Below are 23,045 nucleotides of genomic sequence, written 5' to 3' on the forward strand. Positions count from 1 at the left end.
TCGGTATCGGTATCGGTATCCGTATCAGTGTCCGTATCGGTGTCAGTATCCGTATCTGTGTCGGTATCGGTATCGGTATCGGTATCCGTATCCGTATCGGTATCCGTATCTGTGTCGGTATCGGTATCGGTATCGGTATCGGTATCGGTATCCGTATCTGAGTCGGTATCGGTATCCGTGTCGGTATCGGTGTCGGTGTCGGTGTCCGTATCGGTATCCGTATCGGTATCCGTATCCGTATCCGTATCGGTATCCGTATCTGTGTCGGTATCGGTATCGGTATCCGTGTCGGTATCGGTATCGGTATCGGTATCGGTATCCGTATCTGTGTCGGTATCGGTATCGGTATCCGTGTCGGTATCGGTATCCGTATCCGTATCGGTATCGGTATCGGTGTCCGTGTCGGTATCCAAGTCCGTATCGGTGTCCGTATCTGTGTCGGTGTCGGTATCCGTATCGGTATCGGTATCGGTGTCCGTATCGGTATCCGTATCCGTATCCGTGTCCGTATCGGTGTCCGTGTCTGTATCCGTATCGGTATCCGTGTCGGTATCCGTGTCGGTATCCGTATCCGTATCCGTGTCCGTATCGGTGTCTGTATCCGTATCCGTATCCGTGTCTGTATCGGTATCGGTATCCGTGTCGGTATCGGTGTCCGTATCTGTGTCGGTATCAGTATCCGTATCGGTATCGGTATCGGTATCGGTATCGGTATCGGTATCGGTATCCGTGTCGGTATCCGTGTCGGTATCGGTGTCCGTATCTGTGTCGGTATCGGTATCCGTGTCTGTATCGGTATCCGTATCGGTATCGGTATCGGTATCCGTATCCGTATCTGAGTCGGTATCGGTATCGGTATCCGTATCGGTGTCCGTGTCCGTGTCAGTATCCGTATCCGTATCCGTATCCGTGTCGGTATCGGTGTCCGTATCCGTATCCGTATCCGTATCCGTGTCCGTGTCCGTGTCCGTGTCCGTGTCCGTGTCGGTATCTGTGTCGGTATCGGTATCGGTGTCGGTGTCGGTATCCGTATCGGTGTCCGTGTCGGTATCGGTATCTGAGTCGGTATCGGTATCGGTGTCCGTATCGGTATCGGTATCCGTGTCAGTATCGGTATCGGTATCGGTATCGGTATCAGTATCCGTGTCGGTATCCGTATCCGTATCCGTATCCGTATCCGTATCCGTATCCGTATCCGTATCCGTGTCGGTATCCGTATCCGTATCCGTATCTGAGTCGGTATCGGTATCGGTATCCGTATCGGTGTCCGTGTCCGTGTCAGTATCCGTATCCGTATCCGTATCCGTATCCGTATCCGTATCCGTGTCCGTGTCAGTATCCGTATCCGTATCCGTATCCGTATCCGTATCCGTGTCGGTATCGGTGTCCGTATCCGTATCCGTGTCCGTGTCGGTATCTGTGTCGGTATCGGAATCCGTGTCTGTATCGGTATCGGTATCGGTGTCGGTGTCGGTGTCGGTGTCGGTATCCGTATCGGTGTCCGTGTCGGTATCGGTATCTGAGTCGGTATCGGTATCGGTGTCCGTATCGGTATCGGTATCCGTGTCAGTATCGGTATCGGTATCGGAATCCGTATCGGAATCCGTATCGGTGTCCGTATCGGTATCTAAGTCGGTATCGGTATCGGTATCCGTGTCGGTGTCGGTATCCGTATCCGTATCCGTATCCGTATCCGTATCAGTGTCGGTATCCGTGTCGGTATCGGTATCCGTATCGGTGTCCGTGTCCGTGTCAGTATCCGTATCGGTGTCGGTATCCGTGTCGGTATCCAAGTCCGTATCGGTGTCAGTATCTGTGTCCGTATCGGTATCCGTGTCTGTGTCTGTGTCGGTATCGGTATCGGTATCGGTATCTGTATCTGTATCGGAATCCGTATCGGTATCGGTATCGGTATCGGTGTCCGTGTCCGTGTCCGTGTCTGTATCGGTATCCGTATCCGTGTCCGTATCGGTGTCGGTATCAGTATCCGTATCTGTGTCGGTATCCGTATCCGTATCCGTGTCGGTATCCGTATCAGTGTCCGTGTCGGTATCCGTATCAGTGTCAGTATCGGTGTCAGTATCGGTGTCAGTATCGGTGTCAGTATCGGTGTCGGAATCCGTGTCTGTATCGGTATCTGAGTCGGTATCGGTGTCCGTGTCCGTGTCCGTGTCCGTGTCTGTATCGGTGTCGGTATCTGAGTCGGTATCGGTATCCGTATCCGTATCCGTATCGGTATCTGTGTCCGTATCGGTATCGGTATCCAAGTCCGTATCCGTATCCGTGTCTGTATCGGTGTCTGTATCGGTGTCTGTATCGGTGTCTGTATCGGTGTCCGTGTCGGTATCCGTATCCGTGTCTGTATCGGTGTCCGTATCTGTGTCCGTATCTGTGTCGGTATCGGTATCCGTATCTGTGTCGGTATCGGTATCCGTATCCGTATCGGTATCGGTATCCGTGTCGGTATCGGTGTCCGTATCTGTGTCGGTATCGGTATCCGTGTCTGTATCGGTATCCGTATCGGTATCGGTATCGGTATCCGTATCTGAGTCGGTATCGGTATCGGTATCGGTATCCGTATCAGTGTCGGTATCCGTATCAGTGTCGGTATCCGTATCGGTGTCAGTATCCGTGTCGGTATCGGTATCGGTATCCGTATCGGTGTCCGTGTCCGTGTCAGTATCCGTATCCGTGTCGGTATCGGTGTCCGTATCTGTATCGGTATCTGTATCGGTATCGGTATCGGTATCGGTGTCGGTGTCGGTATCCGTATCGGTGTCGGTATCGGTGTCCGTGTCGGAATCCGTGTCTGTATCGGTATCCAAGTCCGTATCCGTATCCGTGTCTGTATCGGTGTCCGTGTCTGTATCCGTATCGGTGTCGGTATCCGTGTCGGTATCCGTGTCGGTATCCGTGTCGGTATCCAAGTCCGTATCGGTATCGGTATCCGTATCGGTGTCGGTATCCGTGTCTGTATCCGTATCCGTATCCGTATCGGTATCCGTGTCTGTGTCTGTGTCGGTATCGGTATCGGTATCGGTATCGGTATCGGTATCTGTATCGGTATCTGTATCGGAATCCGTATCGGTATCGGTGTCCGTGTCCGTGTCCGTGTCTGTATCGGTATCGGTATCGGTATCGGTATCCGTGTCGGTGTCGGTATCGGTATCCGTGTCGGTGTCGGTATCCGTATCCGTATCCGTATCCGTATCAGTGTCCGTATCCGTATCTGAGTCGGTATCGGTATCGGTATCCGTGTCGGTATCCGTATCAGTGTCAGTATCGGTGTCGGAATCCGTGTCCGTGTCCGTGTCCGTGTCCGTATCCGTATCCGTATCCGTATCGGTGTCGGTATCAGTATCTGTGTCGGTATCAGTATCCGTGTCTGTGTCCGTATCACCTTCTTCCGCTAAAAGAGGATCGAAGCTTTCATTATCTTCGGTAAATTCTTGACTTGGGCCAATAGTGCTGTATCCAGCATCAGGGTCGACTTGATCGCCTTCGTATTCAATGATGACGGTGCTACTGCCTTCGTTGCTTCCTTCCGATACCGTAACGTCTCCGGTGCCAGGCGCGCCAGCTGCAGGAGCTTCTAAGTCAACGCTTGGATCTGCGCCTTCCAATAATGCTTGTTGGATTTCGTCAACTTCTTGTTGGATAGCGTCTCTTCTATCTTCAAGTTCGCTTAGAAGATCTTCTTCCGAGTCTGCTAAAGCTTGGGAGGTTTCGAGTAAGTCATTGCCGGATTCTAATAATTCGCTGATCAGTTCATTTGCGTTATGGCCTAGTGTAATGAAAGATCCGTCATCAAAAGAGATGCCGATAGAACTATTCGCGTCGGTTTGTATCCTTTCTTCCGGCAATACGAGATCGCCGCTTTTCAAAATGCGTTCCGTTCCATCGGCACTGATGGCTTTAACGGTTCCTTCTATGACTGACACGACACCTTGAACGGCCATTATTGCTCTCCAAGCTTTTGATAATTATAGTAACCTTGCGGTCAAAGGCTATTGATTAATTTACTGACGCTTTCATTGTTCCACGGTTTTAGTTTTTTGACTATTGTACGAAAAGTACAGTGTGGTACTGTGACATAATGAACAGAGCGAAAACGCAGGAGTAGTTGCCGAGGGTTTAGGGCACTGCCATTAAGTTAAGCCATTACAGAATTAAGTAATGCTTGTATCCAGGATCTACTTTGCCTCAAAAGCTTGCCATCCATGGCACTGGATTCCGCCAGTCCATGGCGGAATGACGGGCTTCCCTTAACTTAATGGCAGTGAGGGTTTAGGGAGGTTATTTAATATACCCGTCGTAGATCAAAATTCGGCGCCTGGTTGTCCTTTGACGGACCCCCGGTGCAGAATTTTGATCTGCGATGAGTATAATTACCGTTTTAAAAAGTTCTAATTCGATTCTTGTTTTCTATCGTTAAGCAAAACGGCTAAATGAAATCGATCGGGGATATTTAATTTATGGAAAATAGATGTCATGTGAGCTTTGACAGTTCTTTCCGAAATATCGAGCTCGGACGCGATCAATTTGTTGCTCAGACCTTTTTGAACCCGTTCGATCACTTCATGTTCGCGTGGCGTCAGGCAGTCGAGATCGACCGATGTGGAATGGGGTGGGGGTGGTGTGCTTGAATGGGCAATTTTGACCAGTTCGGCGACTACTTTCGAAACCAGGTGACGTTTCATCCAGAGATCGCCTTTTAAAATTCTCGATACGGCTATTCCTATAATTTTTGTGCCGACGTCTTCTTCGCAATACCCGGCTGCACCGGCTGTCATGAGCTCTATTTGCCGACTATCGGGCCAATTATGTCCGATCAACAAAACCCGGCCCGAATAATTTTTTATGAATTGATAAGGGGGGCGTTCTCGATCTATAAAACTTGTTTCTATGATGACCAGTTGATAGCGATTATCTATAGATTCCATTCGATCGGCGAACTCGACGACATAATTGTTGGATAGCGCTGAGCGCCATTTATTCAACGTAGTATTCGAGCTGGATATGATTAGAATCGAAGCTGTCATCGTTACGTTCTTATCGTTCTCGCATCGCGGTTGCTTTGGCACGTAAAATAGGCTTCAGTAAGTAGTCCAAAACACTTTTTTTGCCGGTTAAAATTTCGACATCGGCGGTCATGCCCGGAATGATGTCCAACAGATCCCCATGTCTTTCGAAATAAGTTTGTTTGGCGGTCAAACGAATAAGATAATAATTTTTACCGTCTTCCGGGTTGGTAATCGTATCGGCGCTGATATGATCCAAGGTTGCTTCCAAGCCGCCGTAAATCGCAAAATCGTAGGCGGTCAATTTGATAATGGCTTTTTGACCCGGATGCAAGAAGGCAATGTCGGACGGCCTGATCTCGGCTTGTATGAGCAGTTGATCTTCAAACGGTACGATTTCGATCAAATCCATGCCGGGCTGAACAACGCCTCCGATCGTGTTGATTTTGATTTGCTTGACTGTGCCCTTAACGGGGGCTCTGATCAACGTGCGGCTGACTTTATCTTCGGTAGCGCGCATCGATTCGGCAATGCGATCGAATCCAACTTTAGCGTCATTAAGCTCCTGGATAAGAGCCGTGCGAAATTGTGTTTGATGTTCATTGATACGGCTTTTGGCTTCTTTCAGCGCAGCGCGTAAACGCGGTACCGACAGTTGCGTGGCTCTTAGTTCTCCTTGTAAGTCGTTGGCCGTTCTTTTCAAGCGTAATAATTCCACTTCGGACAACGCGCCAAAGTCGACCAGCGGCTCCGATAATTCCAGTTCCTTGGCCAGCATCGCATAGCTATCCGTCAAACGTGATATTTTCGATTCCGCCTCAACGAGTTCTTGTTCGCGTTGAGAAACTTGTTGTTGAATGGTTTCCAAGGTCGATTGATATTCTTCTTTTTTGGATTCATACAAGCGTTGAGCTTGCCGCGCTAATTCGGGGTAGTTGGTTTCGATGGTTTCGGGGATTAGCAGTGGCGTTTTATTGACCAATGCATTCAGCCTTGCGATTTGTGCTTGTAACTCGAATTGTTTGATGCGTTCCTCGCCGAAGGTTGCGGCAAAGCGAACATCATCGAGGCGCATTAACGGTTGGCCTTTTTCGACGATATCGCCCTCGCGGATAAGAATTTCAGCCAGAATTCCACCTTCGAGATTTTGAATGACTTGTAGTCTGGTGGAAGGAATTATTTTTCCGGAACCGCGCGTGATTTCGTCAAGCATCGCGAAGTTTGCCCAAGCCAATGCGACTAAGGTAAACAAAGCGGTTAGCCACAAAATGAGATGGCTGTGAAACGAGGAGCGATACAGCACACCGGCATAGATGTCGCTTATGTATCGAGCGTCTTCGTCTTTTTCGCGCGCGCTTGAATTTAAAAACACTGTTGAATCCTCTCCGATTAACTGGAAACTTTGATCTGACCTTGTTTTAAAGCGTTGAGAACCTGGTCTTTCGGGCCGTCCGCTATGATTCGTCCGTTATCCATAATGATCAAACGATCCACCAAACTTAACAAAGACGTTTTATGCGTCACCAATAATAGTGTCTTATCCCTGATATGAGGGGCCAAGCGTTTTTTGAAACCATCTTCGGTACTGTTGTCCATTGCATTGGTCGGCTCGTCCATCACGTAAATGGGTGGGGACAACAGCAGTGCGCGAGCTACGGCAATACTTTGCCGTTGCCCCCCAGACAACGAGCGCCCGCGTTCGCCGACCGGCATTTCGAAGCCTTGCGGGTGTTTGTCAACAAAATGAGTCACTCCGGCTAATTGTGCGGCTTGTAAAATCATCGTGTCGTCTGCGTATCGGGCGCCGAGCGTAATGTTGTCTTTGACGCTGCCGTGCATCAACGAGATGTCTTGAGACACGTAACCGATTTGACGGCGTAAGTCGGATGGATCGATTTGACGAATATCGGTGCCGTCTATCAGAATTGCGCCGGATTGAACCTCGTAAAACCCTAGTAACAATTTTTCGACCGTCGATTTGCCGGACCCGATTCGTCCGAGTATCGCGACATGTTCGCCGGCATCGATCTTGAATGAGACATTTTCAAGTGCCTTGATCGGTTGATTTGGATAGCTGAAAGTCACATCTTTAAATTCTATGGAGCCTTTGAATTTGGGGCGATGTAAATATTTTTTGTATTCGTCGCGCTCAACGGGTTGATTCATCAATTGTTTCAATGACTCTAACGCAGTTCGGGCGGCATCGTAACGCGTCAACAACGCGGCGAATTTTCCTATTGGATTCAAAGCATGGCGTGTCAAAATCGTACAGGCGATGAGGCCGCCTACCGTCAATTCGCCCTCGATGATTAAATAGACTGCATAAATAACGACCATCAGATAGGTCATGCGCTGTAAAAAAGTGATGAGATTAGTCGCAAAAGACGAGTAAAAACGGGATTTCACGCTCAGCTTACTCATATAAGCGACGGTTTCTTCCCATTTTTTTTGCGACTGTCCTTCGGCGCTGGCGCCTTTGATGGTTTCCAAATTCGATAACGATTCGTAGAGCGTTGCTCCTTTTTGCGACGAAAATTGGGATAATTGTTGCGACAATTTTCTCAACGGCTTTTGAATGAAATACCCGCTGACTAATGCGACCGGAATGACGGTCAACGGAATGATTACCATGTCTCCCGCAAGATACCAAATGACGATCAAAAAAAGAATCGTGAAAGGCAAATCGATCAATGCGGTTAGTGTTGCCGAGGTCAAAAAGTCTCTAAATGACTCGAACTCATTGAAATTATTGGCAAACACGCCTAGTGACGTTGGCCTGGATTCCATTTTGATGCCCATGATGCGCTCGAATAAAGTAGCTGACAAGATGATTTCGGCACGTTTGCTGGCGGTGTCGATGAAGTAACTGCGTAAGCTCTTCATGACGAATTCAAAAGTATAGATAATCAGCATGCCGGTGGATAAGACCCATAAGGTTTCCAGCGCATGATTAGGCACCACTCGGTCATACACGTTCATGACGTAAAACGGCGTGGATATCGCGAAGAGGTTGATCAGAAACGAAGCCATCAAGACTTCGCTGTAAATCGGCCAGGACTTGAAAATGACATCCCAGAACCAGTGTACTGACTTGGGTGCTTGCGTTTGGTCGATGCGGCTGTCGAAAGAATGCTCTTGTTGAACGAAAAAGGCGGCTCCGGTGTAATCTTGGTTAAGTTCGTTCAGCGCGACAGTTTTTATTCCGTCTTCCGTTTCGGGAAACAGAACTTTACATTGGTTGCCATCTCTCGACAGCAGGATTATGGCTTGACCTTGCTTTAACAGCAAAATGGCGGGCAAGACCAAATTGGAAATTCGATCGAGCGGTCTGACGACAAGACCTGCCGCCAGGCCCGCTCTTTTGGCGGCTCTCGGAAATAAATCCGGAGTCAGGCGATTGCTTTCCAAGGGCAAGCCGGCCGTCAACGCATCGGCGGAGTGCGGGTTTTGCAACAATTTACATAAGACCAACAATGCATTCAGTAAAGGATCGTTAACCGACGAACTGTCGTTGTCGTTGCCGCCGGCTATTTCTATATTCCCCGCTTGTTCCGAATTCGATAGGCTCATTGTTGTTATTGTCGCTGCCAATAATTATTTACAAAGCGTTTGATTGTACTAGAATGAAAACGCTTTTGGTTACTTTTACGATAACTTATGCCCTATGCAATACGCGATAGCGCGGGAAAGATTATAGCGTTATATGACACCGAAACGGCCATTGATGCACAATGGTTGACCGATGACGAACCCGAGGTTTTGGAGTATCGACACTCTCAGTCCTTGTCGAACAAAGTCTTGCAGGAACTAGAAGAGTCCGACTTAGAGCTTATTCGGGTTTTGGAAGACGTGGTGGATCTATTGATAAAAAAACAGGTGTTTGCTATTACCGAATTACCGCCGTTTGCTCAGGAAAAACTCTCCAAACGTCAGCGACTGCGTTCGGATATGATTTCTCTTTCACCATTGATCGATACGGACGAAGGTATATTTTAGCAATACTCTCGTTTGAGAACCGCGATTGATAAGGATGTATACCCGTCGTAGATCAAAATTCGGCGCCTGGGTGTCCGCCAAAGGACGCCGTGAATACGTCCATATAGGCTCTATGCCAGCTCCATGCTGGCAAAGCCTTTGTGAGCGCCATGGATGGCGTGAATGTCGATTTTGCAGGAGCGAAAATCGACCGGACACCCAGGTCCCTCCTCTGGCACTGCCGAAATTTGAAGTGCGAAAGGTATATTGAGCGTACGAACATTCGTTAAAATAGCTCGCTTGAACGTTAAGAGATCATCGATCTCGTAACACCCATAATTCTTCTATGATAAAAATAAAAAAAATCTTACTGACGACAATTTTTCCGATAGCGATTGCGTTAAGCGCTTGTGCAGAACAGCCAATCAGAACCTTCCGGCCGATAAAAACGATCGAGCTCGATCATTTGATTCAAAACCACGGCTATCAACAAAAAGCCGATCACGTTTATGTGCTCTTGGATAGCTCGTCTTCGATGAAAGAAGCCTATCATGGCAATGCCGATCAAGATAACGATTTTCCCGGCGATGCCAAGCCAACAAAATTTTCGGTAGCCAGAGAGCTATTGTTTCGGATAAACAACAGTATCGAAGGGCTCGACATTAATGTCGCGCTTCGACGATTTGGCTTTGGGCCTTGTTTGGACTGGCGGCTTAGCCGTTTGGATTACCCGCTCGAGCCCCATGATCATGATCGATGGCTGTCTAGCCTAGGCCAACAAGAGTGCGTAAGCGGTGGCGCGACGCTGACTAATGCGCTTGAAGAAGTCGTAGCGGATTTGTCTTCGATTTCAGGGCAAACGGCGTTATTGATCATTAGCGATGGCAACGGTTACATCACTTCTCCGGTGACGCTCGCCAAGGTTCTGAAAGCCCGTTACGGCGATTCGATTTGCATTTACACGGTATGGACAGGAAATTCGAGTGATATACCGGGGCAATCGATGTTAAATAAACTTGCGGATATAGGCGGTTGCGGTTTTTATACTACATCTAGGACCATTTACCCGGCAACCGGTTTCGATGCCTTTATTGCTTCGGTCGTTTTGCATGAAAATCAGAATGAGACCGAATAACTGTCCGTAATCTATACCTTTCGCACTTCAAATTTCGGTAGTGCCCAAGGAGGCACCCCGGTGCCTTAGATCTACGATAGGTATATTTACTCGGTAAACGAAACGGGTGCGGGATATAACATTAACGGAAAAAATAGATATGAAGAAGCCATTGTTAGGTTTTTGTTTGGCATTGAGTTTGACTGTTTTGCCAAGTCATGCCGAGTCGATGCGTCAAGCCGTACAACGTACTCTCGACGAGAATCCCGAGATTCAGGAAGCCAGATCGGTACGTTTGGCTTATGAACAAGAAATCGATCAAGCCAAGGCGAATTATTTACCCAAGATCGATGTGTCCGCCGGTTACGGTTTGGAAAGAGCGAATACGCCGTTCACGCGAGGGTTTGGCGGTACTAATCAAAGGGGAGGCGTCAATCAATTTGGCAGAACCGAATCATCGGTACAATTTCGACAAATGATCTTCGATGGGTTTGAAACGCCGCATGAAGTCGACCGGTTTACGTTCAAAACCGATGCGCAGGCGTATAGAGTTTTCGGAAGATCCGAAATCATTGGTCTTCAAGCTGCTCAAACCTATATCGAAATGCTACGAAATCGAGCCTTATTGGATTTGGCGCAGGAAAACCTCGATACTCATCGCAGTATTTTTAGTCAAATCAGGCTGCGGACCGAGCGCGGGGTCGGCCGTAGATCGGACCTAGATCAAGCAACCGGCCGTCTTGCCAACGCAGAATCGAATTTTCTCGCTCAACAAGGTAATTTGCAAGATGCCGAGACTGGCTATTATCGCGTCATAGGCGTATTACCTAAAACATTGGAAGAAGCACCCAGCCCATCGAAGGAAAACGGCGACATACCGTCGAACCTCGATGACGCGATCGAATTGGCTTTGGCGAATCATCCTACGCTAAAAGAAGCTGAGTCGGATATCAAAGAATCGAAAGCGCAGCATGAGACCGCGTCGGCGCCGTTTTATCCTCGGGTCGATTTTGAAGTGAGTTATGATAACAATGACGACACAGGTGGTATTCGCGGCGTCAATGAAGACTTAACGGCCATGGTTCGCGTGCGATACAACTTATTCAATGGCGGGCGAGACATCGCCAGACGCCGCCAAACCGCTCACGAAATCGCTCAAGCCAAAAACATAAGAGACAATACCTATAGACAGGTTATGGAAAGTGTTAGGCTGGCCTGGGTCGCTTATCAAACGCTCAACAACCAAATGGCTTTTTTTGAATCGCATCGAACTTCCAGCATCAAGACGCTGGAGGCTTACAAGCGTCAATTCAATATCGGTCAGCGCACGCTTTTAGATTTGCTGGATACGACGAACGAGGTCTATATGGCCAGCATAGCCTATACCGATGCCATGTATAACGAACTTGCGGCGCGTTATCGCATTTTGGCCGGCATGGGGAAATTGAACCGGTTTTTGGGAACGGACTTGCCGGAAGAGATCAAACCAATCACCGAAGAACAACAGGCGGATGCCCGTTTTTTCAATTGAGAGGAGCGTACTGAAAAGACGCCTTACAGGCTGCCCTGTAGCAGCCTGTTCGTGAGATCGGTCCAAAGACTCAATCGATCGGATCCGCCGACACGTTGGCCGCTGCCTCGCGCTTTGGCCAACCACAACCCCGAACCGTTGAAACTATAAACCGGTATCAGATCGCCGCGTTCGGTTGCCGGCTTGATTTGAGGGATGAGATTATCTAAAACTAGCGGCACTGAGCGTGGCGTCTCGAAATATGTCAGAACCATATGTGCTTGTCCCAACTCCACGGCTTTGACATAGGTGATGCGTAATTTGTCATCGGGGACTCCCAGTATTTTTAGCGTAAAGTATTTGGCGATGGCGTAATCCTCACAGTCTCCAGCACCTTGAGCCAAAAACTCGACCGGTGTCGCCCAATAGTCTTCCACGCCCCACAAAAGAATATCATCGACAAAGTCAATTTTTTGATTAAAAAAATCATTGACTTTTTTGAGTTTTTCTCGCGCCGACAATATTTTAATGTCGGGGTTTTCCAGCAATTGTTTCCAAGCTTCGACACGCTGACGCCCCGCTACACCATATTTGTTTTCGACTCGTGACAATAGCTCCGAACTGATGTCGATTTGAGCCGTTGCAAACAGACTCAGACACAAGCCGACCAACAAGCAGATCGACTTGATCAGGCGCCATTGTCGTAAAACGCTTATCGTCATGAGAATTATCGACTGGCACCATCAATGCCGAGATCACGAAGCGTTGCATAGTCTTTATCGGATTTGACGTTTTCGGCAATGACCTTGATGTCGAGTAATTTTGCCGCCTGCACGATGGTTTCGATAAAGTCTGTTTTTGCCTCATGATCGGTCAAATTATTACTTAATTCGCGTGTCAAACGGATATAGTCGGGGCGCAAGTCTTTGATGTGCTCCAATTTCATCGTCTGAGGTTCGAATCGCTTGATCATGATTTCGGCGCCGAGAGTTCTAGTAAACCGGAAAAATTCTCGATAAGCGTCGAAGTCTTTCGAAACGGCATAAGTCGCAATGTTGAAAATCAATTGCTTGGCGGCGGGGCGATATTTGAGTTGTTCGACCAACCAGGTTCTGAATTCGGCATTCTTGATCGTTCGGGTCGAAACATTGACGGCAATCGCGTGCTGGAGATGTTGTGCGTCGATACAGTCAAGTGCATGACGAATGATGTCGCGGTCCAACTCAATGATTTTTGTAAATTTTTCTGCTATCGCGACAAACGGGGCTATCGGGACGGGATTTCCTTCGGAATCTAGCACATGAAATGAAGCTTCTTCGATCAGAACTTGCTCGTTTCTCAGGTCTTTAATCGGCTCGCAGTAAGAAATCTCATAGCTGCGGTTATCGATGACGTCGAATACCAGGTTTTTCCACTCGCCGATGTCCTTGGCGTAAATGCTGTCTTCTTTGATGTAGTAGCTGTTAGCGCCAATCAGTTGTGCTTGTTCGAAAGCTTCGTTTGCAGAGGCTAAGCTAATTGCCGGCGTTCCGAGCGGATTTATCGAGGAAATTCCGATATGAGCAATATCGGTGTGCTCGTATTCTTCAGCGAGCTCGGTGAGCGAATCGATCAACGACTGCGCTAAATGCTCGGCTTGATTTCGATTCAAAGTTCGGCCCAACAAAGCGAACTCCGAACCTAACAGGCGGTAGGGTGTCACCTGATGAGATTGATAATGAGCGGCAATGTCTTGTAGAGACTGAGCGAACGTTTTCAAAAACGCATCGACCCGATCGTCGCTGTATTCTTTCGTCAGTTTAGTTAGGCTATCTATTTTAATAATGAAAACATAGGCTTCTGTGTTGTTCAGGAACAATTGTTTCATGTCCGACTCGAAACAACTTTTTTTGAGCAAGCCGGTCAATTCGTCGTTGTGTAATTTTTTCCCTAAACCGTCCAGTTTATGATTCAGGTTGTTAATGACGCCTTCGATTTTTTTCGACATTAAGTTCATCGATAAGGCGACATTTTTAACCTCGGTTGTCCACGGGATATTTTCGATGGTTTTAAACTGTCCTTTCGCAATCGATAAGGCCAATGCATTAATATTTTTCAGCGGCGATAAAACGAAACGTAATATCAAAAATAACAATAAAACCGCGCCGACGAAAGTAATCAACGTAAACGTCATGGCGCTTTGGGCCAATTGATAGAGTTTTAGGTAACCGAATCCCGGGTTGGTCGAAACAAAAATCGTCCCGCTTAACATCCAGCCGGAGCTGATTTCGCTCGATGCGGTTGCAGTTTGCATAGGCAGCCATTCGACAAACCATTGAGGAACCTCGGTAAACACTCTATCGTTGGTTACTTTGATCAAGGTTTTATTGTCGACGTTGACCAACTTTATCTCGCGATAATAACCCATATCGAAAATCGCGTTGATCATCGTCTCTAAAATGGGATCGCTTTCGTTAGTCATATAAGGACTGAGGGACAAGCCTAAAGACGTTGCGGTATCTTGAGCATGAACCTGGGCTTCGATTTCCAGATAACTTTTGATCTTGTTTAAACTCAACGCAAAATTGATGCTGAAAATAACCAGAAAAATCAACGAAATTAGCAAAAGCAATTGTTTAGACAATGACATATTAACGCCTTAATTGATTGATGATGAGGCCGGGCGCCTGATCATGATGCAACGAAACCAAACTCAAAACCCATCGCAGCATCGTTTGTTTTTATATAAATTGAGTACGCGCGCTACATAAGCCTGCGTTTCGGGATAGGGTGGAATGCCCTTATGTCGGTCGACAGCGCCTTCCCCCGCATTATAGCCGGCCGCGGCGAGCGCCACATCGCCATCGTAACGTTTTAGCAACCACCTCAAATAACGTAAACCCGCTTTGATGTTTTGTGCGGCATCGAACGCGTCTTGGACATTGAAGCGCTCGGCCGTGGCCGGAATCAATTGCATCAAGCCCATCGCATTTTTGGGCGAGACGGCATTGGGATTGAAGTTCGATTCAATGCTGATAATCGATAGCGCCAAGCGTGGATCGATTTGATACCAAGGCGCCATCGTATAGACTAAATCGATGATCCATGTTTTTTGAGGCGGCAGTTTTTTTATCAGCTTATCAATGTCGATATCCTTGGAAAAAGAGAACGAATGCGATCGATAGCCCGATTTAGCCGGCAATTGTTTGTCGGAAAGCATGCAGCCGGGTAGTTGTAGTTTTTTCAACGGCATGGAATCGAGCATGGCTTGAGCTAATTGATGACCTTGCTGTCCGGCCGTGGCAAATAAAGCGGCGGCGTAATCACGATGAGAGCGAACGCCGGTTCCGGATGCGTACAACATGCCTAATTGATATTGGGCCTCGATGCTGCCTAGGCGCGCTGCTTTGCAAAAATTGACAGCCGCTTGCCAATAGTCGTTACGATTACGCCCATGACGCGTCAACCTAAAAGCGCGTTCCATCAATTGACGTGTTGCGGGCATCTCTAATTCGAGTATCGTCTCGAGTTCTTCATCTTGTTGAGCGAAGCTAAACGTGCCGTAAAATAATAATACGAGTAGGGCCAACAATAACGGCAATAATCGGGGGATGAAAGACATTTTGATAGAATTGCTTTCGTCAACAGACGACTTAGGTTATTGAGGAGCTGTTTCGGTACTGGGTTCTTCTAGGTAAAACTGAACGGCGTATGTGGTTTTCGTGCCGAAATCGTTCCAGACGTAGTGAGGGTTGACGATCGGGTCGGAAGGAATCGGCGCGGTGATAAGGTTGAACACGCCTGTGGCTATGCGTCCAGCCAAATGAAAAATCCCCATGCCGGTGCCGCCAATGAAACCGTAAATAATATTAGTTTCTCGGGTGGTAATATAAATGTTTTTAGGGACTTCTAGCCAACCGGTAGTGATATTTGCCAAAGCATTGCCTGATTTTGCAAAAAATTGAGTGGCATAGCTATCCTGTTCGGGCTCGGCATGAGAAAACGTCGACACACAAAGCAAAATGACAAAAACCGGCAACTTAATAGCTTTATCGATCATGATATAAACGCTCCAAAATTATTATTAAACGACGATTAATTTAGTAATTATTCACACCCCTATCGTTCCCACGCAGAGTGTGGGAACGATAATTGCCTGGGGACTGAATAGTTAATTAATTTAAGTAATTATAACCGTCTTTTCATTTAGGTCCCGGTGATTACGACACAAAGCGTGGAAACCTAGCAGTATCAAAATCGTCCAAGATCCTCGATAGACATATCCCATACCCTAAAATCGGCGAAACTGCTCAAACTGGGAATTGCTGTGATATACCCATCGCAGATCAAAATTCGGCACCAGGGTGTCCGTCAAAGGACGCCGTGAATACATCCCTGTAAGCTCTATGCCAGCTCCATGCTGGCAAAGCCTTTGCCGCACACCCTGGCGACTCCTCAGGCACTGCCGAAATTTGAAGTGCGAAAGGTATAAATAACATCCTGGAACTATGAGCTTTGTTGAGGGTTCGGCAGCAATTCCCAATTTGAGGATAAAAAGGGTGCGGGGTGTGCGTGGCGAGGATTTCTCGGCGGCTTTGCCTGCCGCCGACACCTGCCAATCGAGCTACCGAACCCTCCAAAAATAAGGAAGTTATTTTCGACCAAATCCTTATTATTCTTAGACGGTTTTTCAATCAAAAGGGAGTAGCTTGATGCACGCGGGGAAAAGGTCTCTTTAAGTCTATTCGGATCTAGCTCGATTTGTATTTAGCTTTCGAGAAAGATAGCGATTTTCCTGGCGCAATTCGTAAATATTAAACGCATCGCCGATTACTTGGCAAAGCGCTTCGTCTTCCCACGGCTTGGTCAGAAACTTGTAGACTTCGCCATGATTGACCGCATCGATCACGGAATTTAATTCGGTATAACCCGACAGCACGATGCGTATCGTGTCGGGGTAAATGTCCTTGATCCGCCTTAGAAATTCGGTTCCGGTCATTTCCGGCATGCGCTGGTCGCAAATGACAACGCCCGGTTGATGAATCGCCATCAATTCGAATCCTTCCTTGATACTCGTAGTGCCGACGATGCGAAATCCCTTGCGTCGTAATACGCGCGTCAATGCCGAAATGATATTCGACTCGTCGTCGATTAGTAATAAGACCCGTTCCGGCTTCTCGATTTGCTTGGGCGGAATACTTCGGCCCTCTCGTAATAACAAGGTAAAATCATCGGCCGGCAATGGACGGCTGAATAAGTAGCCCTGGATTTCTTCGCAGTTGATGCCGCGTAAAAAACCCAGTTGTCCTTCGGTTTCGACGCCTTCGGCGATGACTTTCAAGCCTAAACTGTGCGCCATTCCGACGACCGCGCGAACGATCGCCGCATCGCTTGGATTAGAAGTGAGATTGGCTACGAAGGATTTATCTATTTTGATTCGGGCAACCGGAAGCCGCTGCAAATAACTGAGCGATGAATAGCCAGTACCGAAATCGTCCAATGCGAAACCGATGCCTTCCGCTGATATCTCGTGCATCGTACGGATGACTTTATCGGCATCCATCAGTACGATGCTCTCGGTCAGTTCCAATTCCAGCCATTGCGGTTCAAGACCGGTTTTCTCGAGAGTTCGCTTGACTATGTTCGGAATATCGCCGCCATGAAATTGTCTAGCCGAAAGATTGACCGCCATGCGCAACGGCGGGAGTCCTTCGTCTTGCCATTTTCGATTGAGCCGGCAAGCCTCTTGCAGCACCCATTCGCCGATCGTGTTTATCATGCCGTTTTCTTCGAGCAGCGGGATGAAGTTCAGCGGCGAAACCAAGCCGTAATCGCGGCTTTGCCAACGCAGTAAGGCTTCGGCGCCGATGATCCGGCCTGTCGATAAATCCAATTGCGGTTGATAATGCAAAATGAATTCATTGCGCTCCAGAGCGCGGCGCAATGCGGTGTCGAGATTCAGTTGCCGCCGCGATCCTTCATCCATATCGGCGAAGAAAAAACGGCAAATAGTGTCGGTGTCGGGGGAAGAGGCGGCCAGTATGGCGTGCTTGAGAACCTCCGCCGGTTCGCCGTCCAATGGAAATCTTGCGATGCCGATAAACGGGTCGAGATAGTACTCTTGCCCGTCGATCTCGACGGCCTCGGCCAAGACCTTATGAATTTCCCAGGCCAGCTCTTCCGCGACATGCAAACCTTCCGGATCTTGCAATAGCAGGGCGAATTTCGCCTCGTCGATGCGAGCGCGAGGAACGGCCGGCAATACCGATTCGAGTCTGTCGACCAGAGTCCGGATAATCGCCAGGCCGGTATTGGGTTCCAGTAAATGCAAGACGATTTGTAGCCTGCGAAGGTTGACGACCATCACGACGACTTGATGCGCGTTTCCGTTATAACAAGATTCGTTCAAGCGTTCTTCGAATAGCGCGCGGCTAGGGAGGCCGGTTTGGGAGTCGTAATAGACGAAATAGCGCATCTTACTCTCGGCGGCGGTCCGCTTCTCCTCACGGCGGATAATGTCGAGCGCGAACGAAATATCATCCACCACTTCGAGCAATAGATTGATTTCGGCGTCGCGGAAAAAGCCCGGCTCTTTCGCCGCGATATTGAAAGAGCCGACGGTCTTGCCTTCAAGCCGTATCGGAAAGGAGGCGCCTTCAAGCAAGCCTAATTGCTCGGACATTTCGATCCAGGATGAAAAGCGCGACCCGCCGGCGGTCTCCTTGTCGTTCGATAAGACGTCGAATTTGCCTTCATTTAAACTCTTGAGCTGAGTTACCGTGACGTTACCGGCAGAGGCGACCGGTATCAGGCTTCCAGTTTCCGAGTCGATCAAGCCTATCCAGGCAATCGCGAAACCGCCGCTTTCGATGGCGATGCGGCAAGCCGCAACGTAAAGTTCCTGAGGGTCTTTGGTGCGGATAATGCATCGGTTGATATGGCTCAACATCGTATAGAGCCGGTTCCTCCTCTCTAGCTCCGTTTTCGTGTGAGTTTCGCCGATAGGCGTATCACTCGATGCCATGACAGCCTCCCAGCAATTGATTGATACAGCCTTGTAAGGCCCAGCGGTCTAAAGGCTTGGTCAGGATCACGGAGATCCCGGCCGAAGTCAGGCGGGCGCGCGAACCGTCGTCATCGAGCGCCGTCAACATCACAATAGGGATTCGGCCGGTAGCGGCATCGGCTTTGAGCCGCCTGACCACTTCGAAGCCATCCATGCCCGGCATCATCAGATCGAGCAAAATCAAGTCGGGCGGGTCGAAATCGACCGCATCCAGCGCGGCTTGTCCGGACTCCACGCTACGAATATCGTAACCATTCGGTTTTAAAAGGCTTTCCACCAGTTTACGGTTAATCGGGTCGTCGTCGGTAATCAAGATTTTTTTAGGTATTGTCATGGCGTTCTTCCTTTGGGAGGTTCATCGAAAGCGTTTTTTCAACTTCTCCAAGAAAATTTTTGTACTGAATCGGTTTGGCGATATAGCCGTCGCAACCGGCCGCGATCATTTTTTCCTCATCGCCTTTCATTGCGAAAGCGGTCAATGCGACGACTTTAATATGCTTTGTAGCATCCGCTTTTTTCAAAAGACGAGTCGCTTCAAGCCCGTCGATACCGGGCAATTGAATGTCCATCAGAATTAGGTCGGGCAAATATCTTTGCGCCAGCGCGATGCCGTCTTCGGCGTTGTCGGCCCGCAACACCCGGTAGCCGGCCTTTTCAAGCAGCATGCAGACGAGTTTCATATTGATAAACGTATCTTCCACTACCAGTATTTGCGCAGTCATATTGTTCTCTTGTTCAGTCGCAAAGATCTTCGGACTTCGTTGGCGAAACTCTTGTGATTGAAACTGGATTTTTCCATGATGGCCGCAACGTTTCCGTTCAAGACGGCGCGGTCTTCGGTCGTCAAAGTCTTCGCTGTTACCACTACAATCGGAATATCGGCGGTGTCGGGGCTCTGCTTCAGTGCTTCCACGACATCGAATCCGTTGATATCTGGCATCATCAAATCCAACACCAGCAGATCGGGCCGTTCGCGTTGAGCCAGAGCGATGCCGTCCTTGCCGCCATAGGCCTTCAATACAATATACCCGGGTTCGAGCAGATAAGCTGATAACAGGTCCACGGATTTCGGATCGTCGTCGACGACCAAAACTTTAACGCCTTCCATCGGCGTTACCGGTCTTAATTTTGTCAGCACGTTAACCAATTCGTTTCGGCCTACCGGCTTTTGCAATACCGCGCTGGCGCCCAGAGCGAAGCCTTTTTGCGCGTCTGCGACTATCGATACGATGACCACCGGAATGTTCGTTGCGGGGCTATCGGATTGTTTGATACGGGCCAACAGTTCCCAGCCGTCCATATCCGGCAAAAGGATATCCAGAATGATCAGCGAGGGCTGTAGACGTGCCAGCAGTTCAAGTCCCGCTGCAGCATTTTCGGCAAGCGCTATTTCGAATCCTTCCGGCTCCAATTGCAAGCGGATCAACTCGGCGGCGACCGGGTTATCTTCGATCACCAGCGCCAATGAATACCCGGAGTCCAACTCGTTTTGCCGGTTAGAGGGGAGCCGCTCGATATGATCGGCACCGATATCGCGCCAGGGCAGCCAAACGAAGAAACGGCTGCCCTGTCCCGGCGTGCTGGCCACGGCCATGGTGCCGCCGTGGAGTTGGGCTAGTTTTAACACTAACACCAAGCCTAGCCCGGTGCCTTCGCTTTTACGGGACAGTGAGGAATCCAATTGCGAAAAGGCGTGGAATAGGCGAGGCGCATCCTCGACCGAAATTCCGATGCCGCTATCCTCGATTTCGAATTCCATAAATTGCTCGAAGTGGTTTACCGGTAAAGGCATTCGCAGACAAGTTTCCGCATCGGAAGTCCAAGCTTCGACATCGAGGCGGCTTACCTTGCGGTACCGTAGTGTCACCCGGCCATCTTCATGCGTAAATTTGACCGCGTTGGACAGTAAGTTATAAATGATCTGCTTGGTCTTACGTCCGTCGAGCATGGCCGGCCCTATCGGTTCTGCCGTTTCAAGCTGCAGCCGGACGCGGTGTGCCGCAGCCTTTTCCTTGACAATAGCAAGACTATTGCGCAGTAAATCGTCGATATCGAGCGTGTCGAGATCCAAGGCCATCTTGCCGGCTTCGATTTTCGACAGATCGAGGATGTCGTTGATCAACGAGAGTAAATGCTGGCCGCTATGAAAGATGTCGGTGACATATTCACGTTGCTCCGGCGTCATTTCTCCGATCAGCTCGTCTTTGAGTACTTCGGAAAAGCCGATGATTGCGTTAAGCGGCGTGCGTAATTCGTGGGACATATTGGCCAAAAATTCGCTTTTGATGCGGGATAAGGTTTCTGCTGCTTCTTTGGTCTGAAGCATCGCTTCTTCGGCGCGTTTTCGATCGGTGATATCGTAAACGGTCGATCGGCTTGATAAATAGCTACCGTTTTCGTCGCGAATCGCGGAAGCATTCAGTAATACCGGTAAAATCGTGCCGTCCTTGCGCAGCATCTCGAATTCGAGCTCGCGTACCCAGCCTCGTTTTTTGAAAATAGAAAAATTTTCCTCGAATGCCTTTTGGCTCGATGGTGTCAAGAGATCTAAAAAACGCATATTACCGATCACTTCTTCCCGTGCGTAGCCCAGCCAAGCCAGTTCGGTGTCGTTGATGCGAATGAAGCGTCCCTGTTCGTCCAGCGAATGATAACCGCATGGCGCTTTGTTGTAGAGGTCTTCGATTTCGTCGGCCTGCCGGCTCCGGGCTTGATCGCGCAGTCTGCAAATACCGTAAGTCAAATCGGCAGCAGCCTCCTTCAATAATTCGATTTCGACGCTGTCGAAAGCATCGGTTTCCGTGGCATAGATGCTGAGCATGCCCAAAGTTTGATGACTATCGATCAACGGTAGTGCGATGCAAGAAGCGAAGCCGCATTGCAAAGCCGCCTCGCGCCAGGAACGGTATTCCGGCGCCATGGCGATGTCGGGCACGACTATCGGACGGCCTTCGGCTATGGCTCGTCCGCAAGCGCCATGGCGCGTACTATCATTTCCCCAGCTTAGGTTTAGGCGGTCGACATAGTCCCGATCGCTGCCGGCGTGCGCCACCGGCTCGATGTTTTTGTCGGTATCGTGCTTGGCAAATCCCACCCAAGCCATTCGGTAACCGCCTTTTTCCACGATCATACGGGTGATTTCATTCAGCAAGCTTTGTTCGTTCTCGGTATGCAGCATGGCTCTGTTGCCGGCGCTCAAGACATTCAAGGCGCGGTTGGCGTGCGACAGCGCCCGGTCGGATTGCAGCAAGCGGGCCTCGCGGCTCTGTAATCGAGCGGCCGTTTGATCGAATATGCGCGCGAGACGGCCGATTTCATCACCGGATTTATCGAGGTTGGCGCGCGCGGACCAATCGCCTTCGCCCAGTCGTTGAGCCGCATCGGTTAAAATATTCATTCGATGCAAGACCAGCCATCGGCTACCGAACCAGGCAATTAACAATGCCGCCAAGCTTGCGGCCGATAGTACGGTGATGTTCCGATACAGGCGCGATTCGACCGGCTCGAAAAAAACCTGTTTCGGTACGCCGACCCGCACATGGATGCATTTTTCGTCGATCCATAGCACGGGTTCGGAGGCATATATTCGTGAAATACCGTCCACATCCTGGAACTCCTCAAATGCCCGGCAGTTGCCGTTAGGTATTTCCCTCGCCGGCGCGGATCGTCCTGTCCATTCGTAATCGGTATCCGGAACGCGCAGCAACACGGTATTATCGGTATCGATGAGCGATACCACGGTCTCGTCCGACTGTAATAACGGTGTTAGTGCCGCCCGCAGCCAAGACAGGTCGATCGAGGCATAGAGTACTTTCAATAGCTTTCCGTCCTCTGTAAAGACGGGGTGACCCATGATCAATTCGGGCGATTTTAAAGGTAGGCCGAAGATGATATCGCCGATGGCGAACTGTCGGCTAGCGATGGCGCGGCGAAACCATAATCGTTCGGAAAAATTGGCAGGGTTCTCGAAATTCAGTGCATTGCATAATAAATTACCTTCGCTATCCGTCATGCCGATGTCGGCGAACAAAGAATTTTGGCTATGAATGCGAGGCAAGGATTCTTGGCAGCGAGGCAATAGCTCGGGAACGGTGACATAAGGTATATTCGACAATAAGACCAGCGATTGCCGCGTTTCTTCGAATAGCCGATTTTGCTTGTCGGCGATCCTCGCGGCTAAAGCTCGGGTTTGTTCTCGAGCTTCTCGCTCGGCGGCCTTATGATCTTCGATCGCCGAATAGATGATTAAACCGAAAGCCGGAATCGACGACACAAAAACCAGCAACAGCAGGCGGCCTCTAAGACTAATCGATAGATTTTTAAGTAAATCTGTAGTCAAGAGCTGCATCAATGTTTTTTTCATGAATCCGCCTTGCTTAA

Annotated in this window: 15 protein-coding genes; 3 read left to right on the forward strand and 12 right to left on the reverse strand. The window is 49.1% G+C overall.

The genetic code is table 11. From position 1 onward, the window contains the following. The 4 genes from METBU_RS24600 to METBU_RS0117380 form a co-directional block, all read right to left on the reverse strand. A partial coding sequence (locus METBU_RS24600; RefSeq protein WP_017841835.1) for a hypothetical protein occupies nt 1-3,959 on the reverse strand: 3,959 nt, incomplete at its 3' end. A 447-nt stretch (nt 3,960-4,406) separates the two neighbouring features. Next, nucleotides 4,407-5,042 carry a response regulator transcription factor gene (locus tag METBU_RS0117370; protein WP_014150106.1) on the reverse strand — a complete coding sequence of 212 codons (636 nt, stop codon included), beginning with the start codon at nt 5,040-5,042 and terminating at the stop codon, nt 4,407-4,409. A 10-nt stretch (nt 5,043-5,052) separates the two neighbouring features. Continuing rightward, entirely contained in the window at nt 5,053-6,393 is a 1,341-nt protein-coding gene (locus tag METBU_RS0117375) for an HlyD family type I secretion periplasmic adaptor subunit (RefSeq protein WP_014150105.1), read from the reverse strand. A 17-nt stretch (nt 6,394-6,410) separates the two neighbouring features. Then, on the reverse strand, nt 6,411-8,591 hold the full coding sequence (locus tag METBU_RS0117380; protein ID WP_017841836.1) for a type I secretion system permease/ATPase: 2,181 nt from the start codon (nt 8,589-8,591) through the stop codon (nt 6,411-6,413). Nucleotides 8,592-8,678: 87 nt separating this feature from the next. On the opposite strand from METBU_RS0117380, the gene METBU_RS0117385 reads away from it, so the two are divergent. The 3 genes from METBU_RS0117385 to METBU_RS24610 all read left to right on the forward strand — a co-directional run bounded on the left by METBU_RS0117385 (nt 8,679) and on the right by METBU_RS24610 (nt 11,641). Next, entirely contained in the window at nt 8,679-9,017 is a 339-nt protein-coding gene (locus METBU_RS0117385) for a hypothetical protein (RefSeq protein WP_014150103.1), read from the forward strand. Nucleotides 9,018-9,342: 325 nt separating this feature from the next. Next, nucleotides 9,343-10,131 (forward strand): vWA domain-containing protein, encoded by a 789-nt coding sequence (locus METBU_RS24605; protein WP_017841837.1) that lies wholly within the window; start codon nt 9,343-9,345, stop codon nt 10,129-10,131. A 139-nt stretch (nt 10,132-10,270) separates the two neighbouring features. Then, entirely contained in the window at nt 10,271-11,641 is a 1,371-nt protein-coding gene (locus METBU_RS24610) for a TolC family outer membrane protein (RefSeq protein ID WP_017841838.1), read from the forward strand. Nucleotides 11,642-11,664: 23 nt separating this feature from the next. Here the strand turns inward: METBU_RS24610 and METBU_RS0117400 are convergent, their stop codons facing one another. The 8 genes from METBU_RS0117400 to METBU_RS25460 all read right to left on the reverse strand — a co-directional run bounded on the left by METBU_RS0117400 (nt 11,665) and on the right by METBU_RS25460 (nt 23,028). After that, nucleotides 11,665-12,342 (reverse strand): transglutaminase-like cysteine peptidase, encoded by a 678-nt coding sequence (locus METBU_RS0117400; protein WP_014150100.1) that lies wholly within the window; start codon nt 12,340-12,342, stop codon nt 11,665-11,667. Nucleotides 12,343-12,347: 5 nt separating this feature from the next. Next, nucleotides 12,348-14,249, reverse strand: a complete 1,902-nt coding sequence (locus METBU_RS0117405) for a bifunctional diguanylate cyclase/phosphodiesterase (protein WP_017841839.1) — start codon at nt 14,247-14,249, stop codon at nt 12,348-12,350. Nucleotides 14,250-14,312: 63 nt separating this feature from the next. After that, nucleotides 14,313-15,221 (reverse strand): lytic transglycosylase domain-containing protein, encoded by a 909-nt coding sequence (locus METBU_RS0117410; protein WP_017841840.1) that lies wholly within the window; start codon nt 15,219-15,221, stop codon nt 14,313-14,315. 36 nt (nt 15,222-15,257) lie between these two features. After that, nucleotides 15,258-15,659: an exosortase system-associated protein, TIGR04073 family gene (locus METBU_RS0117415; protein WP_017841841.1), complete on the reverse strand. Its 402-nt coding sequence runs from the start codon at nt 15,657-15,659 to the stop codon at nt 15,258-15,260. A gap of 681 nt (nt 15,660-16,340) precedes the next feature. Then, a complete protein-coding gene (locus METBU_RS0117420) occupies nt 16,341-18,623 on the reverse strand; it encodes an EAL domain-containing protein (protein WP_051056254.1) in 2,283 nt (760 codons plus the stop codon). Beyond that, on the reverse strand, nt 18,610-18,999 hold the full coding sequence (locus METBU_RS0117425; RefSeq protein ID WP_014150095.1) for a response regulator: 390 nt from the start codon (nt 18,997-18,999) through the stop codon (nt 18,610-18,612). Before METBU_RS0117425 ends, METBU_RS0117420 begins: the two co-directional genes overlap by 14 nt. Beyond that, a complete protein-coding gene (locus tag METBU_RS24615; protein ID WP_017841843.1) occupies nt 18,986-19,387 on the reverse strand; it encodes a response regulator in 402 nt (133 codons plus the stop codon). The genes METBU_RS0117425 and METBU_RS24615 overlap by 14 nt, the downstream gene beginning before the upstream one ends. Then, a complete protein-coding gene (locus METBU_RS25460) occupies nt 19,384-23,028 on the reverse strand; it encodes a response regulator (RefSeq protein WP_017841844.1) in 3,645 nt (1,214 codons plus the stop codon). Before METBU_RS25460 ends, METBU_RS24615 begins: the two co-directional genes overlap by 4 nt. Nucleotides 23,029-23,045 lie beyond the last annotated feature (17 nt).

The sequence above is a fragment of the Methylotuvimicrobium buryatense 5G genome, from assembly GCF_000341735.1.
Classification (GTDB): domain Bacteria; phylum Pseudomonadota; class Gammaproteobacteria; order Methylococcales; family Methylomonadaceae; genus Methylotuvimicrobium; species Methylotuvimicrobium buryatense.

Excerpts from the sequence above, each read along its gene's own strand:
- METBU_RS0117370 (WP_014150106.1), bottom strand. The coding sequence starts at position 5,042 with ATGACAGCTTCGATTCTAATCATATCCAGCTCGAATACTACGTTGAAT.
- METBU_RS0117380 (WP_017841836.1), bottom strand. The coding sequence starts at position 8,591 with ATGAGCCTATCGAATTCGGAACAAGCGGGGAATATAGAAATAGCCGGC.
- METBU_RS0117385 (WP_014150103.1), top strand. The coding sequence starts at position 8,679 with ATGCCCTATGCAATACGCGATAGCGCGGGAAAGATTATAGCGTTATAT.
- METBU_RS24605 (WP_017841837.1), top strand. The coding sequence starts at position 9,343 with ATGATAAAAATAAAAAAAATCTTACTGACGACAATTTTTCCGATAGCG.
- METBU_RS24610 (WP_017841838.1), top strand. The coding sequence starts at position 10,271 with ATGAAGAAGCCATTGTTAGGTTTTTGTTTGGCATTGAGTTTGACTGTT.
- METBU_RS0117400 (WP_014150100.1), bottom strand. The coding sequence starts at position 12,342 with ATGACGATAAGCGTTTTACGACAATGGCGCCTGATCAAGTCGATCTGC.
- METBU_RS0117405 (WP_017841839.1), bottom strand. The coding sequence starts at position 14,249 with ATGTCATTGTCTAAACAATTGCTTTTGCTAATTTCGTTGATTTTTCTG.
- METBU_RS0117410 (WP_017841840.1), bottom strand. The coding sequence starts at position 15,221 with ATGTCTTTCATCCCCCGATTATTGCCGTTATTGTTGGCCCTACTCGTA.
- METBU_RS0117415 (WP_017841841.1), bottom strand. The coding sequence starts at position 15,659 with ATGATCGATAAAGCTATTAAGTTGCCGGTTTTTGTCATTTTGCTTTGT.
- METBU_RS0117420 (WP_051056254.1), bottom strand. The coding sequence starts at position 18,623 with ATGGCATCGAGTGATACGCCTATCGGCGAAACTCACACGAAAACGGAG.
- METBU_RS0117425 (WP_014150095.1), bottom strand. The coding sequence starts at position 18,999 with ATGACAATACCTAAAAAAATCTTGATTACCGACGACGACCCGATTAAC.
- METBU_RS24615 (WP_017841843.1), bottom strand. The coding sequence starts at position 19,387 with ATGACTGCGCAAATACTGGTAGTGGAAGATACGTTTATCAATATGAAA.
- METBU_RS25460 (WP_017841844.1), bottom strand. The coding sequence starts at position 23,028 with ATGAAAAAAACATTGATGCAGCTCTTGACTACAGATTTACTTAAAAAT.